We start from the raw sequence: 13,128 nt of genomic DNA, 5'->3' as shown, positions 1-13,128 counted from the left end.
AACTGGCTCACCTCCTGGCTCGATCTCACACCCGCACGGGTGCCCGCACAAGTGTCGCCGGGCGGGTCGTACGCCCGGCTGTGTCCCCGGCGGTTGCGGGCCGTTATCGTGGGACCGCCATGGCGAAGATCTTCCAAGTGACGGCCCGCGCGGGCATGACCCGCGTCGTGGAGCCGGTCGCCCGCGCGCTGCTGCGTGCGGGCGTGTCCCCCAACGCGGTCACCGTGACCGGCACCGTCGGCGTGCTCGTCGGCGCGCTCGGCTTCGGCGCCCGCGGCCATCTGGTCGCCGGCGCGCTGATCGTCACGGTCTTCGCCCTCACCGACCTGCTCGACGGCACGATGGCGCGGATGAGCGGCGGGTCCACCCGGTTCGGGGCGTTCCTCGACTCGAGCATGGACCGGGTCGCCGACAGCGCGGTGTTCGGCGCGGTCGCGTACTGGCTGGCCACCGAGCACGACTACTCGGGCGTGGCGGCGGCGCTGATCTGCCTGGCCGCGGGCGGTCTGGTCTCCTACGTCAAGGCCCGCGCCGAGGGCCTCGGGATGACCTGCAACGTGGGCATCGCCGAGCGCACCGAGCGGCTGCTCATCGTCGGCGTCGGCGGCCTGCTCACCGGCGTCGGCGTCCGTCCGGCGCTGGAGGTCGCGCTCTGGCTGCTCGCCGCGGTCTCGATCTTCACAGTGGGCCAGCGGATGGCCCACGTGTACCGCCAGGCCCAGCGGGTCGGCGCCGAGTGAACCTCACCGAGGCGGGCTTCGTCGCGGGCTGGCGCCTGGTCCGGGCGCTGCCCCGGCCCGTCGCGGCGGCGGCCTTCCGGGTGGGCGCCGACCGCGCCCACCGCAAGGACGGCGGGGGTACGCGCCGGCTGCGCGCCAACCTGCGCCGGGTGGTCGGCCCCGGCATGCCCGACGCGGAGCTGGACGCGCTGGTGCGCGACGGGCTGCGCTCGTACGCCCGCTACTGGATGGAGGCGTTCCGGCTGCCCGGCCTGAGCCGCACCGAGATCCTCGCCGGGTTCCGCCTCGACGGGCAGGAACTGCTCGCCGCCGACGTGGCGGCCGGGCGGGGCGCCGTGGTGGCGCTGCCGCACGCCGGCAACTGGGATGCCGCGGGCGCCTGGGTGGCGGCCACCGGCTGGCCGATGACCACGGTGGCCGAGCGGCTTCCGGACGGCGTCTACGAGCGGTTCGTCGGGTTCCGGGAAGGGCTGGGCATGGAGATCCTGCCCAATACCGGCGGCCCGCGTCCCGCGTTCGACGTGCTGGTGGACCGGCTGCGCGCCGGTTACGTGGTGCCCCTGCTGGCGGACCGCGACCTCTCCGCGCGGGGCGTGGAGGTGGACTTCTTCGGCGGCCGGACCCGGATGCCGGCCGGTCCCGCGCTGCTGGCCGTCCGTACCGGCGCCCCGCTCTACGTCGCCTCGATGTGGTACGAACCGGACGCGGCGTGCGCCTCGATCGAGGGCCCGCTGCCGCTGCCGGATCCGGACAGCGCGCCACTCGACGAGCGGGTCCGCGCGGTGACGCAGCGGATTGCCGACGGTCTGGCGGCGGGCATCGCCCGGCATCCGCAAGACTGGCACATGTTGCAGCGGATGTGGCTGGACCAGGGCCGGGACGGTACGCCCACGCCGGCGCAGCCACCGGCCACCACCGGCACGGTCTAGGGGGGCGCAGTGCGTATCGGCATCGTGTGCCCGTACTCGTTCGACGTGCCGGGCGGCGTGCAGAACCACGTCATGGACCTGGCCGAGGCGCTGCTCGGGCTCGGCCACGAGGTGAGCGTGCTGGCGCCCGCCGACGAGGACTCGGCGCTGCCGCCGTACGTGGTGTCGGCCGGCCGGGCGGTGCCGCTGCCGTACAACGGGTCGGTCGCCCGGATCGCGTTCGGCCCGGTCTCCACCGCCCGGGTGCGCCGCTGGATCACCCGTGGCGACTTCGACGTGCTGCACGTGCACGAGCCGCTCACGCCGAGCCTGTCGATGCTGGCGGTGCTCTGCGCCCGCGGCCCGGTGGTGGCCACGTTCCACACCGCGATGACCCGCTCCCGGGTGATGTCGGCCGCGCAGGGCGTGCTCCAGATCGTGCTGGAGCGGATCACCGCCCGGATCGCGGTCAGCGCGCTGGCCCGCAAGGTGCAGGTCGAGCACATGGACGGCGGCGCGGTGGAGATCCCGAACGGGGTGGCGGTGGCGAAGTTCGCCGGGGTGCCGCCGCTGCCGGGCTGGCCGGGGGAGTGCGCCCCGGGCACCGGCGGGACGCTGGGGTTCCTGGGCCGGTTCACCGAACCGCGCAAGGGCTTCCCGATCCTGCGGGACGCGTTCGTCGCGCTGGCGCCGCACCGCCCCGGGCTGCGCCTGCTGGTCGCCGGCCCGGGCGACGCCGACGAGCTGTACGGGCGTTTCCCGGCCGGCCTGCGCGACCGGGTCACGTTCCTCGGCCTGGTCTCCGAGGCGGACAAGGCACGCATGCTGCGCAGCGTGCACCTCTACGTCGCACCGAACACCGGAGGGGAGTCCTTCGGGATGATCCTCACCGAGGCGCTCGCCGCCGGCACCACGGTGGTCGCCAGCGACCTGGACGCGTTCCGCCGGGTGCTCGACGGCGGGCGGGCCGGCCGGCTGTTCCCGACCGGCGACGCGGTCGCGCTGGGCGCCGCGCTGTCCGAGCTGCTCGACGACGACGGCCGCCGCGCCGGGCTCACCGCCTGCGGCGACCAGGTGGTGGCGAATTTCGACTGGCCCGTGGTTGCCCGCCGCGTTCTGGAGGTATACGCAGCCGCGATCGAGGCCACCGACGGCCGGGTCATGGACCAGGAGTGGGCGGGTCTGGGCTGACCGCTGTGGCCGCTGCGGCCGCTGTGACGAGCGCGTCGACCGGTGCACCGCGCCGGCCGGCCGGGATGAGGAGCAGCACTACGATGCCGGGCATGTGGTGGGTGGTGGGCGCGGTCGCGGTGCTCGGGGTGCTCTCGGCGTACCTGATCTGGACGTCCGGCCGGGTGCAGCGGCTCCAGGTCCGCGCGGACTCGGCGGCCCGCGCGCTCGACGCGCACCTGCTGCGCCGCGCGGCCGCCGCCGCGGTCCTGGCCGAGCAGCGGTACGGCGTGGAGCTGTACGCAGCCGCCCGGATCGCGCTGGACGCCGCTCCGGAGGAGCGCGAGGCGGCCGAGAACGACCTGACCCGGCAGTTGCGCGCGGTGCGGCTGGACCCGGACGACCCGGCCTGCGCGGCGGTGATCGCGGCCAGCCGGCGGCTGGCGCTGGCCCGGCAGGTACACACCGACCTGGTCCGGGACGCCCGCTCGGCGCGGGGGCGTCCGGTGGTACGGCTGTTCCGGATGGGACGCGGGCGGGAGTGGCCCCGCTACTTCGACATCGACGACCCCACGCTGGCCTCGCACGCGGACGTGACCACCGGCTGATGCACCGGCCGTGACGGGGGCCACACGGCAGGCCACCGGGGGTTCGATTGGCGCTCGGACCGGCGTCGCGCCGGTCGTAGCATTCCTGCGCAGTCACCTCCCGAGCACGCCGAGGAGCGATGTCCCGTGTCTGAATCCGCAGCCCCGACCACCGCCACCGCTGTCGGCACCGCCCGCGTCAAGCGCGGCATGGCCGAGATGCTCAAGGGCGGTGTGATCATGGACGTGGTCACCCCCGAGCAGGCGAAGATCGCCGAGGACGCCGGCGCCGTCGCCGTGATGGCCCTGGAGCGCGTACCGGCCGACATCCGCGCGCAGGGCGGCGTGTCCCGGATGAGCGACCCGGACATGATCGACGGCATCATCCAGGCCGTCTCGATCCCGGTGATGGCCAAGGCCCGCATCGGCCACTTCGTCGAGGCGCAGATCCTCCAGGCGCTCGGCGTCGACTACGTCGACGAGTCCGAGGTGCTGACCCCGGCCGACTACGCCAACCACATCGACAAGTGGGCGTTCACCGTCCCGTTCGTGTGCGGGGCGACGAACCTGGGCGAGGCGCTGCGCCGGATCACCGAGGGCGCCGCGATGATCCGCTCGAAGGGCGAGGCGGGCACCGGAGACGTCTCCAACGCCACCACCCACATGCGCAGGATCCGGCAGGAGATCCGCCGGCTCCAGTCGCTGCCCGACGACGAGCTGTACGTCGCGGCCAAGGAGCTGCAGGCACCGTACGAGCTGGTCAAGGAGGTCGCCGAGCAGGGCAAGCTGCCGGTCGTGCTGTTCACCGCCGGCGGCATCGCGACCCCTGCGGACGCGGCCATGATGATGCAGCTCGGCGCCGAGGGCGTCTTCGTCGGCTCGGGCATCTTCAAGTCCGGCAACCCGGCCCAGCGGGCCGCCGCGATCGTCAAGGCGACCACGTTCCACGACGACCCGGACGTGCTCGCCAAGGTCTCCCGCGGGCTGGGCGAGGCGATGGTCGGCATCAACGTCGACGAGATCCCGCAGCCGCACCGGCTCGCCGAGCGCGGCTGGTGAGGGTAAGGAGGGGCCCTCTGTTAACGCCTCCGGTAGAGGCGGGGCCCCTTGTTAACACCTCGGAAGGAGCATCATGGCCGTACCCGTGATCGGCGTGCTCGCCCTCCAGGGCGACGTTCGCGAGCACGTCGCCGCGCTGGCCGGGGCGGGTGCCGACGCCCGGCCGGTGCGGCGGCCGGGCGAGCTGGACGCGGTCGACGGCCTGGTGGTGCCCGGCGGCGAGTCGACCACGATCAGCAAGCTGGCGGACATCTTCGAGATGCGTGAGCCGATCGACAAGCGGATCGCCGCCGGCATGCCGGTCTACGGCTCCTGCGCCGGCATGATCATGCTGGCCGCCGAGGTGCTGGACGGCCGCCCCGACCAGCGTGGCTTCGCCGGCGTCGACATGACGGTGCGGCGCAACGCGTTCGGCCGGCAGGTCGACTCGTTCGAGGCGCCGGTGGCGCTCACCGGCGTCGACGGCGGCCCGTTCCACGCGGTGTTCATCAGGGCCCCCTGGGTCGAGCGCGTCGGCCCGGACGTCGAGGTGCTCGGCCGGGTGACCGAGGGCCCGGCCGCGGACCGGATCGTCGCGGTGCGGCAGGGCAACCTGCTGGCCACGTCGTTCCACCCCGAGCTGACCGGCGACCTGCGGCTGCACCGCCACTTCGTGGACCTCGTCCGGGCCGCCAGCTGACCGGTCGGCGGCACGTCCGCGCCGGTCAGCCGTCAGCCGGCGACGGCGCGCAGCTGTCCGGGCCGCCGGCCGAGGAGCCGGTCCAGGCCGGCCGCGGAGGCGGCGTCCGCGGGCAGGTGGACGACGATCCGCTGGTGGGCGTCGTCGGCCAGCTCCAGGGTCTCGTACGCCAGTCGCAGCAGGCCGACCTCCGGGTGCCGCAGCCCGCGCACGCCGGTGCGCGGGGCGGCCACCGGACGCCGCCGCCACCGGTCGGTGAACGGCGCTCCCACCGTGCGGGCCAGCCGCTCGGCGAACGCGTCCGTGGCCGGGTCGCCCCGCCGTAGCCGGTGCAGCTCGGCGACCTGCTGGTCCGCCAGCTCCGCCCACTGCGGGAAGTGGTCGCGGGCACGCTCGTCGGCAAACGTGAACCAGAGCAGGTTCGGCCGGCTGCCGTCGAGCAGGCCGAGCGGGCGGGCGAGCCGGTCGAACGCGTCGTTCCAGGCCAGCACCTCGCTGAGCTGGTTGACGACGTACGCCGGGTTGTCGCGCAGCCCGTCGAGCACGGCCCGGACCGTCGGGCGGACGGTGCGGGCGACGGACGCCCGTTCGTGCGGGCACAACTGCCGGCTGTGGCCGACGGTCGAGAGCTGGTGCAGGTGGTCCCGGTCGGCGTCGTCGAGGAGCAGGGCGTCGGCGAGCGCCGCGAGGATCTCCGGCGAGGGCCGGGTGTCGCGCCCCTGCTCCAGCCGGGTCAGGTACTCCACGCTGACCTGGGCCAGCGTCGCCAGCTCCGCCCGGCGCAGACCGGGCGTGCGGCGACGCGGACCCGACGGAAACCCCACGTCGGCCGGGCGCAGCGCCTCCCGGCGGCTGCGCAGGAACGCCCCCAGCTCGCCGTCCATCATCGGCCCAGTCTCGCACCGGCAGCGGGTCGCCGGGTGGCCCCGGCAGGGCCAGCCTCGCGCCGGTCTCCCGGTCCGGCGGCGACCGGACCGACGATTCCCGGCATGAGAGCGACACAGAGGACAGGACCGGTCCGGATCGGTCTGATCGTGGGAAGCACCCGCCCGGGCCGGCGTGGCGCCGCCGTCGCCGGCTGGGCCGCGCAGGTGTGCTCGCGGCACCCGGCGGTGCGCGCCGGGTCGGCCGAGCTCGAGGTGATCGATCTGGCGGAGCAGGCGTTGCCGCTGCTCGACGAGCCGGTGCCGGCGATGTTCGGCGACTACCGGCAGCCGCACACCAGGCGGTGGAGCGCTGTCGTGGCCGCCTGCGACGCGTTCGTATTCGTCACCCCGGAGTACAACCATTCGGTTCCCGCCGCGCTGAAGAACGCCGTCGACTACCTGTACGCGGAGTGGAACGACAAGGTGGCCGGGCTGCTCGGCTACGGCGTGCAGGGTGGCGTCCGGGCCACCGACCACCTGCGGCTCGTCCTGGCCGAGGTGCGCGTGGCGGTAGTGCCCACGCAGGTCTCCGTTCCGATCTTCACCGATTTCGACTTCTCCGGGTCGGATCCCGGCGATCCCACCGCGCCCGGCGTCCTGTCGCCCGGCGAGGAGCGGGAGGAGTCGTTGTCGGCCATGCTGACCGAGGTCCTGGCCTGGTCGGCGGCCCTGCCCGCGCCGTGGCGGGCAGCGGACCGGGGGACGGCGGGCGTGCCGGCCGCCGAGGGCAGCCCGGAGCTGGTGGCGTGAGCGTGGAGATGATCCTGATCCGCTACCGGGTCCGCCCGGAGCGCCTGGCCGAGCATCTGCGCCTGCTACGCGCCGTCCACGACGAGCTGGCCCGGCTGCGCCCGTCCGGTTTCCGGTACGTCTCCTACCGGCTCGACGACGAACGCAGCTTCGTCGAGGTGGCCACGGCGCCGGAGCTGCCCGGGCCGCTGCCGCAGATGGAGTCGTTCCGGCGTTTCCGGGCGGGTCTGGAGGAGCGCTGCGAGGAACGCGAGACGTTCGAGCCGACAGTGGCGCTCTCGTACGGCTTCGAAGAATGAGTGGCCGGTCCGTCCCCGGTTGTGCCGGTTCGGGTGGGCTGGGGCGGGCCGGTGCCGTGCGGCGCGTGACAGTGACCCGCCCGCCGCCGGTAGGATTGCCGAGATTCGGCAGGGCCATCAGCCCGCCGCGGCTCCCAGCGAAGATCACGGCACCTCGACGTGCGCCGGCGGGGGAGCGGGGCGTGTGCGGTGCGGTCGATGCAGACGGCGGGTAGCAACGGAGGTAACAGATGTCCGGCCACTCAAAGTGGGCGACGACCAAGCACAAGAAGGCGGTCATCGACGCCAAGCGCGGCAAGATGTTCGCCAAGCTGATCAAGAACGTCGAGGTGGCGGCCCGTACCGGCGGCGGCGACCCGGCCGGCAACCCGACTCTCTACGACGCCATCCAGAAGGCGAAGAAGAACTCGGTACCGAACGACAACATCGACCGCGCGGTCAAGCGCGGCTCCGGCCTGGAGGCCGGCGGCGCCGACTACCAGACGATCATGTACGAGGGCTACGGCCCGAACGGCGTTGCGCTGCTGATCGAGTGCCTCACCGACAACCGCAACCGTGCCGCCACCGAGGTGCGTACCGCGCTGACCCGCAACGGCGGCTCGTTCGCCGACGCCGGCTCGGTGTCGTACATGTTCTCCCGCAAGGGCGTGGTGATCGTCCCCAAGGCCGGCACCAGCGAGGACGACGTGATGCTCGCCGTGCTCGACGCGGGCGCGGAGGAGGTCAACGACCTCGGTGAGGCGTACGAGGTGGTCTCCGAGCCGGGTGACCTGGTCGCGGTCCGCACCGCGCTGCAGGACGCCGGCATCGAGTACGAGTCGGCCGAGTCCTCCCTCATCCCCAGCGTGAACGTGCCGCTGGACGAGGAGGGCGCGCGCAAGATCTTCAAGCTGATCGACGTGCTGGAGGACTGCGACGACGTGCAGAACGTCTACGCCAACTTCGACGTCAGCGACGAGGTCATGGCCGCCGTCGGCTGACGTCCGGCCGGCGGTTGCCGACCGCGCTGCGGTGCCCGACGGATCGACGCCCGGCGACTAGACTGTGGCGGTGGCCGGAAAGTCTGGACAAGTCGTCAGCAGCATCGGGACATGGAGTGTCGCCGTGGGAGCGATCGGCCTCCTGCTGAGCCTCGCCACCAAGGCGCTCGATCGAGATCTCGTCTTCGCCGCGGCGTTGCTCGTGATCGGTGGTCTGCTGTTGCAGGCTGCGGTCTGGGGGAGCAATGGCAGAGGGCGGCTTCGGAGCGGTGACGGCTGATCCCGCCCCGACGCGCGAAGCGCCGGCCACCCTCGTCGGGTGGCCGGCGCCTGCCGTCTCATGCGGTCAGCCGATCGGCTCCCGCTGCCGCCACGCCGTCCGCACCGAGGTCCGCCCGTTGGTGCGCAGCAGCGAGCCCTCGTAGATCCGCGCCCCGGCGAGCAGGAACCCGGCCGCCGCGAGCAGCAGCAGCGCCAGCGACACGACCGGCTCCCACGGCGCCGCGTCGCCGGTGAACAGCCGTACCGGCATCGCGGTCGGCGAGGAGATCGGCAGGTACGACAGGATCCGCATGGCGGCGGCGTTGTCGTTGAGGAACACCACGGCGAAGAACGGCGCCATCACCGCGAGCTGCACCGGTGTGGACGCCCCCGCGATGTCCTCCTGCCGGTTCACCAGCGCCCCGGCCGCCGCCCACATCGCCGCGAGCAGCAGGAAACCGCACAGGAAGAACGGCACGAACCAGCCGACCGCCGGCGCGATCAGGCTCAGCAGGTCACCGCCGCCGGTCAGGCGCATCCCGATCAGCGCGGCGGCCGCGATCAGGGTGATCTGCCCCAGTGCCAGCGCGCCCGCGGCGAGGATCTTGCCGGCCAGCAGGGCCCGGGCCGGCACGGCGGCCACCAGGATCTCCACGATCCGGGTCTGCTTCTCCTCGGTGACGCTCTGCGCGATCTGCAACCCGAACGTCTGGGACATGAAGAAGAAGACGAACGCGAAGGCGAACGGCACCAGATAGGCCGTCAGCGGGTCCACCGCGTCCGGGTCCAGCAGCCGTACCTGCGGTGCGGCGCTGAGCGCGGAGACCACGTCGTCCGGGGCCCGCTCGTCGGCGACCACGACCGGACCGGCCACCACCGCGGCGTCCGCGTCGCCGTCGCGTACCGCCTGCTCGGCGGCGCCGTCGTCGGCGACCAGGAGGACGTCCAGCCCGGCCGCCCGCAGCGGTTCGGCGCCGGCGGCGGTCACCGCCACGGTGGACGGACCGCTGCTCAGCATCGCCGGCACCACCGTGGCGACCACGGCGAGCAGCAGGAAGATCAGCGTGCTGTAGAGGAACGTCTTGTCGCGGACCTTGACCTTGATCTCGCGGGCCGCGACCAGCCGGGTGGCCTGGAACGTGTTCACTGGTTGACCTCTCGGAAGATCTCGGCGAGGGAGGGGGTGACCGGGCCGAACGCGCGCACCGGGCCGCGGGCCAGCGCCGCGCGCAGCACCGACTGGTCGTCGGCGGGCGGGTCCAGGTCGAACACGGCGCGCGCGCCGTCGAGGTCGACCAGGCGCACGCCGGGCTGGTCCCGCAGCCAGCCGGCGTCGCCGTCGACCACGAGCGAGAACCGGGGCAGCGTGTACGCGGCGCGCAGCTCCTCGCGGGCGCCGGCGGCCCGGATCGTGCCGCCCGCGATGAGCACCAGGTCGTCGCAGAGGCGTTCCACCACGTCGAGCTGGTGGCTGGAGAACAGCACCGGCGCTCCGGCGGCGGCGCGTTCCCGCAGCACCGCGACCACCATGTCGACGGCGAGCGGATCGAGCCCGGAGAACGGCTCGTCCAGGATCAGCACCTCCGGGTCGTGCACCAGCGCGGCGGCGATCTGCGCCCGCTGCTGGTTGCCCAGCGACAGCGTCTCCAGCAGGTCGTCGGCCCGGTCGCCGAGACCGACCCGCTCCAGCAGCGCGTCGGTACGCCGGCGCGCCCCGGCTGCGTCCAGCCCGTACAGGCGGCCGAGGTGGACCACCTGCTCGCGGGGCGTCATCTTCGGGTAGAGGCCGCGTTCCTCCGGCATGTAGCCGAACCGGGCCCGGGCCTCGCGCGCGAGCGGTCGCCCCTGCCACGTCACCTGCCCGGCGTCCGGGGCGAGCACGCCGAGGATGATCCGCATGGTGGTGGTCTTGCCGGCGCCGTTGCCGCCGACGAATCCGGTCATGCGCCCGGCGGTCACGTCGAAGGAGACGTCTTTGAGCACCTGACGGCCGCCGAAGCTGCGGTCGACGCCGTCGAGGCGGAGCACGCTGGTCATGATCCCGACGCTACGGGCGGCCCTCGCCCCCGTCGTCCCACCACGGGGCGATCACGGGGTCCGTCGCGCGGTGGACGGGCGTCATCCGCCGGGCCGCACCACCCCGTGCTCGTACGCGAACACCACCGCCTGCACCCGGTCGCGCAGCCCGAGCTTGGACAGCACCCGGCTCACGTGGGTCTTCACCGTCGCCTCCCCGACGTGCAGGACGTCCGCGATCTCGGCGTTGCTGGCCCCGCGCGCGACGAGTTCCAGCACCTCGCGCTCGCGCGGGGTCAGGTCCGCCGTCGCGGCGTCGTGCCGGGGGTCCGGTGGCGCGGCGCCGGGACGGGCGAACGTGGAGATCACCCGCCGGGTGAGCGCCGGCGCGATCAGCCCCTCGCCGCGCGCCACCACCCGGACCGCCTCGATCAGGTCCTCCGGGGTGCCGTTCTTGAGCAGGAAGCCGCTCGCCCCGGCGCGCAACGCGGCGAACAGGTAGTCGTCGCGGTCGAAGGTGGTGAGGATGAGCACCGCCGGGCCGCCCGGCGTCGCGTCCCCGGTGATCCGGCGGGTGGCCTCCAGCCCGTCGAGCACCGGCATCTCCACGTCCATCAGCACCACGTCCGGCCGCAGCGCGGACGCCATCGACACGGCGCGCTGCCCGTCGGCGGCCTCGCCGACCACCTCGATGTCGTCCTCGACCTCCAGGATCACCCGGAAACCGGTCCGGACCAGGTGCTGGTCGTCGACGAGCAGCACCCGGACCGGCGCGCTCACGCCGCCCGCCCGGCGGCCTCGACCGGCAGCGGCATGCGGGCCCGGACCCGGAACCCGCCGCCGGGGCGAGGCCCGGTCTCCACCTCACCGCCGTGCGCGGCGGTCCGCTCCCGCATGCCGATCAGGCCCAGCCCGGCACCGGCCGCCGGTACGCCGCCGTGTCCGTCGTCGCTCACGTCGATCTCCAGTTCCCTCGCCAGGTAGCGGATCCGCACGTCCAGAGTGGTGGCGTGGGCGTGCTTGACCACGTTCGTCACCGCCTCCTGCACGATCCGGTACGCCGCCTGCGACACCGAGCGGGGCAGCGGCGCCGGTTCCCCGTACACGCCGAGTTCGGCCCGCAGCCCGGTCTCCCGGGCCCGGTCGACGAGCGCGGCGACCTGGTCGATGCCGGCGGTGTCCTCCGGCGCGGTGGCCGTGCCGGCCGCGGCGTCCGGGTCGCGCAGCACGCCGAGCATCCGGCGCAGCTCGTCGACCGAGGTGCGGGCCGTCTCCTCGATCGCGGCCAGGGCGGTACGCGCCTTGTCCCGGTCCCTGTCGAACACGCGCCGGCACGCGGCGGCCTGCACGCCCATCACCGACACGTGGTGGGCGACCACGTCGTGCAGCTCGCGGGCGATGCGGACCCGCTCGCCCATCACCGCGCGCTCGCGCGCCTCGACCTGTGACCGGCGCAGTTGCTCGGCCTGCTCCCGCAGTTCGTGCCGGCGGCGCGCGGCCACCCAGGCGGTCTGCCCGGAGTAGTAGGCGAACCCGAAGAACAGCACGTTGTAGAAGACGCCGTTGACCACGGCGGCGAGCACCGGCGGTACCGGACCGGCGGCGTCGGCGAAGGAGGCCGCCGAGATCTGGTCGGCCCGCAGCGCGAGGGACAGCGCGAGCCAGCCGAACATCGCCACGATGATGCCGGCCCGCAGCCGCCCGGCCAGCCGCCGGTCGGCGCCCCACGCGCCGAGCGTGAACAGGGCGGCGAACAGCGCGCCAGACGGGAGCTGGGCGAGCGGGACGGCCCGCGCCTGCCCGGCGACGAAGGCGATCGAGACGAGCACCGCGACGGTGGCGGGCCACCGCCGCCGTACGGCCAGCGGGGCGGTCACCGCGACGGTCCACCAGACCTGCTCGGCCGCGCTCGGCGGCGGCCCGAGCAGGAACGCCCCGGTGCTGTGCGCCAGGGTCAGCTCGAACAGGGCCAGCACGGTGACCGCGAGCCCGACCCAGAGGTCGGCACGGAACTGCGCGGCCGTGGGCGCCGGCCGGCGCCAGGCGGTGGTGGGTGCGGTGTTCACCGTACGACCATGCCACCGCCGGCGCCGGCGCGGCGACCGGGACGTAATCGGGTGGGCCGGACGACAGTGGCGACGTAGCCTGCCGGGGTGTTCGTGCCCGATCTGCCGTTACGCACCGAGCGCCTGCTGCTGCGCGCCTTCACCGCCGGTGACCTGGCGGTGCTCCGGGACTACCGGGGCCGCCCGGAGGTCACCCGGTTCCTCTACCACGAGCCGTACGACGACGCCGCCGCCCGGGCCGCGATCGACCGGCTGGTCCGGCGGACCGCGCTGCGCGCTCCCGGCGACGTGCTCAACCTCGCCGTGACGCTGGCGGACACCGGCGAGTTCCTCGGCGACGTGCTGCTGAGCTGGACCAGCGGGGAGCACCGGCAGGGCGAGATCGGGTACGTGGCGCACCCCGATCACACCGGCCGGGGGTACGTCACCGAGGCGGCCCGGGAGATGCTGCGGGTCGGATTCGACGGGCTGGGGCTGCACCGGATCGTCGGTCGGCTGGACGCCCGCAACATGGCGTCGGCCCGGGTGCTGGAGCGGCTGGGCATGCGCCGGGAGGCGCACCTGCGGGAGAACGAGTTCGTCAAGGGGGAGTGGACCGACGAGGTGGTCTACGCGCTGCTGGGCCGCGAGTGGCGCGCGGCGGCCTGACTGCCCGCGTACGCCGAAGGCCCGGCACGCCCACGACGG

At 74.0% G+C, this 13,128-nt stretch carries 16 protein-coding genes; 11 read left to right on the top strand and 5 right to left on the bottom strand.

Annotated features, from left to right (window positions below; genetic code table 11):
* Window positions 1-119: 119 nt before the first annotated feature.
* From pgsA to pdxT, 6 genes are all read left to right on the top strand, one after another.
* Window positions 120-740: a phosphatidylinositol phosphate synthase gene (gene pgsA, locus ABIH81_RS27875; RefSeq protein ID WP_349877853.1), complete on the top strand. Its 621-nt coding sequence runs from the start codon at window positions 120-122 to the stop codon at window positions 738-740.
* Window positions 737-1,669, top strand: coding sequence for a phosphatidylinositol mannoside acyltransferase (locus ABIH81_RS27870; RefSeq protein WP_349877852.1), 933 nt, complete (start codon window positions 737-739; stop codon window positions 1,667-1,669). Before pgsA ends, ABIH81_RS27870 begins: the two co-directional genes overlap by 4 nt.
* A 9-nt stretch (window positions 1,670-1,678) precedes the next feature.
* The gene (locus tag ABIH81_RS27865) at window positions 1,679-2,839 is read left to right on the top strand and encodes a glycosyltransferase family 4 protein (RefSeq protein ID WP_349877851.1); all 1,161 of its coding nucleotides are present in this window, start codon (window positions 1,679-1,681) and stop codon (window positions 2,837-2,839) included.
* An 83-nt stretch (window positions 2,840-2,922) separates the two neighbouring features.
* Window positions 2,923-3,426: a hypothetical protein gene (locus ABIH81_RS27860; RefSeq protein ID WP_349877850.1), complete on the top strand. Its 504-nt coding sequence runs from the start codon at window positions 2,923-2,925 to the stop codon at window positions 3,424-3,426.
* Between the two features lie 189 nt (window positions 3,427-3,615).
* Window positions 3,616-4,464, top strand: coding sequence for a pyridoxal 5'-phosphate synthase lyase subunit PdxS (gene pdxS, locus ABIH81_RS27855; protein ID WP_349881222.1), 849 nt, complete (start codon window positions 3,616-3,618; stop codon window positions 4,462-4,464).
* Window positions 4,465-4,537: 73 nt separating this feature from the next.
* A complete protein-coding gene (gene pdxT / locus ABIH81_RS27850) occupies window positions 4,538-5,143 on the top strand; it encodes a pyridoxal 5'-phosphate synthase glutaminase subunit PdxT (RefSeq protein ID WP_349877849.1) in 606 nt (201 codons plus the stop codon).
* A gap of 32 nt (window positions 5,144-5,175) precedes the next feature.
* Here pdxT and ABIH81_RS27845 read toward each other — a convergent pair whose 3' ends face one another.
* Window positions 5,176-6,030 (bottom strand): helix-turn-helix transcriptional regulator, encoded by an 855-nt coding sequence (locus tag ABIH81_RS27845; RefSeq protein WP_349877848.1) that lies wholly within the window; start codon window positions 6,028-6,030, stop codon window positions 5,176-5,178.
* Between the two features lie 102 nt (window positions 6,031-6,132).
* Here ABIH81_RS27845 and ABIH81_RS27840 point away from each other — a divergent pair, with 102 nt between their 5' ends.
* The 4 genes from ABIH81_RS27840 to ABIH81_RS27825 all read left to right on the top strand — a co-directional run bounded on the left by ABIH81_RS27840 (window position 6,133) and on the right by ABIH81_RS27825 (window position 8,378).
* A complete protein-coding gene (locus tag ABIH81_RS27840) occupies window positions 6,133-6,819 on the top strand; it encodes an NAD(P)H-dependent oxidoreductase (RefSeq protein WP_349877847.1) in 687 nt (228 codons plus the stop codon).
* On the top strand, window positions 6,816-7,118 hold the full coding sequence (locus tag ABIH81_RS27835) for a hypothetical protein (RefSeq protein WP_349877846.1): 303 nt from the start codon (window positions 6,816-6,818) through the stop codon (window positions 7,116-7,118). The genes ABIH81_RS27840 and ABIH81_RS27835 overlap by 4 nt, the downstream gene beginning before the upstream one ends.
* 230 nt (window positions 7,119-7,348) lie before the next feature.
* Window positions 7,349-8,098, top strand: coding sequence for a YebC/PmpR family DNA-binding transcriptional regulator (locus ABIH81_RS27830; protein ID WP_349877845.1), 750 nt, complete (start codon window positions 7,349-7,351; stop codon window positions 8,096-8,098).
* A gap of 124 nt (window positions 8,099-8,222) precedes the next feature.
* Complete coding sequence (locus tag ABIH81_RS27825; protein ID WP_349877844.1) at window positions 8,223-8,378, top strand: hypothetical protein; 156 nt, start codon at window positions 8,223-8,225, stop codon at window positions 8,376-8,378.
* Window positions 8,379-8,444: 66 nt separating this feature from the next.
* Here ABIH81_RS27825 and ABIH81_RS27820 read toward each other — a convergent pair whose 3' ends face one another.
* The 4 genes from ABIH81_RS27820 to ABIH81_RS27805 all read right to left on the bottom strand — a co-directional run bounded on the left by ABIH81_RS27820 (window position 8,445) and on the right by ABIH81_RS27805 (window position 12,441).
* A complete protein-coding gene (locus ABIH81_RS27820) occupies window positions 8,445-9,506 on the bottom strand; it encodes an ABC transporter permease (protein WP_349877843.1) in 1,062 nt (353 codons plus the stop codon).
* A complete protein-coding gene (locus ABIH81_RS27815; protein ID WP_349877842.1) occupies window positions 9,503-10,396 on the bottom strand; it encodes an ATP-binding cassette domain-containing protein in 894 nt (297 codons plus the stop codon). Before ABIH81_RS27815 ends, ABIH81_RS27820 begins: the two co-directional genes overlap by 4 nt.
* 81 nt (window positions 10,397-10,477) lie before the next feature.
* Window positions 10,478-11,155: a response regulator transcription factor gene (locus tag ABIH81_RS27810; RefSeq protein WP_349877841.1), complete on the bottom strand. Its 678-nt coding sequence runs from the start codon at window positions 11,153-11,155 to the stop codon at window positions 10,478-10,480.
* Window positions 11,152-12,441, bottom strand: a complete 1,290-nt coding sequence (locus ABIH81_RS27805; protein ID WP_349877840.1) for a sensor histidine kinase — start codon at window positions 12,439-12,441, stop codon at window positions 11,152-11,154. The genes ABIH81_RS27810 and ABIH81_RS27805 overlap by 4 nt, the downstream gene beginning before the upstream one ends.
* Window positions 12,442-12,528: 87 nt before the next feature.
* On the opposite strand from ABIH81_RS27805, the gene ABIH81_RS27800 reads away from it, so the two are divergent.
* On the top strand, window positions 12,529-13,089 hold the full coding sequence (locus ABIH81_RS27800) for a GNAT family protein (protein WP_349877839.1): 561 nt from the start codon (window positions 12,529-12,531) through the stop codon (window positions 13,087-13,089).
* The last annotated feature ends 39 nt before the right edge of the window (window positions 13,090-13,128 follow it).

It is taken from the genome of Micromonospora sp. HUAS YX12 (genome assembly GCF_040215685.1).
GTDB classification, from domain to species: domain Bacteria; phylum Actinomycetota; class Actinomycetes; order Mycobacteriales; family Micromonosporaceae; genus Micromonospora; species Micromonospora tulbaghiae.
The sequence above is the reverse complement of the archived record's forward strand: the minus strand, read 5'-3'. Positions and strand labels throughout refer to the sequence as shown.

Bases quoted from the DNA above. Each gene is read 5' to 3' on its own strand.
- pdxT (WP_349877849.1), top strand. From the start codon at position 4,538: ATGGCCGTACCCGTGATCGGCGTGCTCGCCCTCCAGGGCGACGTTCGC.
- pdxS (WP_349881222.1), top strand. From the start codon at position 3,616: ATGGCCGAGATGCTCAAGGGCGGTGTGATCATGGACGTGGTCACCCCC.
- ABIH81_RS27815 (WP_349877842.1), bottom strand. From the start codon at position 10,396: ATGACCAGCGTGCTCCGCCTCGACGGCGTCGACCGCAGCTTCGGCGGC.
- ABIH81_RS27860 (WP_349877850.1), top strand. From the start codon at position 2,923: ATGCCGGGCATGTGGTGGGTGGTGGGCGCGGTCGCGGTGCTCGGGGTG.
- ABIH81_RS27830 (WP_349877845.1), top strand. From the start codon at position 7,349: ATGTCCGGCCACTCAAAGTGGGCGACGACCAAGCACAAGAAGGCGGTC.
- pgsA (WP_349877853.1), top strand. From the start codon at position 120: ATGGCGAAGATCTTCCAAGTGACGGCCCGCGCGGGCATGACCCGCGTC.
- ABIH81_RS27840 (WP_349877847.1), top strand. From the start codon at position 6,133: ATGAGAGCGACACAGAGGACAGGACCGGTCCGGATCGGTCTGATCGTG.
- ABIH81_RS27845 (WP_349877848.1), bottom strand. From the start codon at position 6,030: ATGATGGACGGCGAGCTGGGGGCGTTCCTGCGCAGCCGCCGGGAGGCG.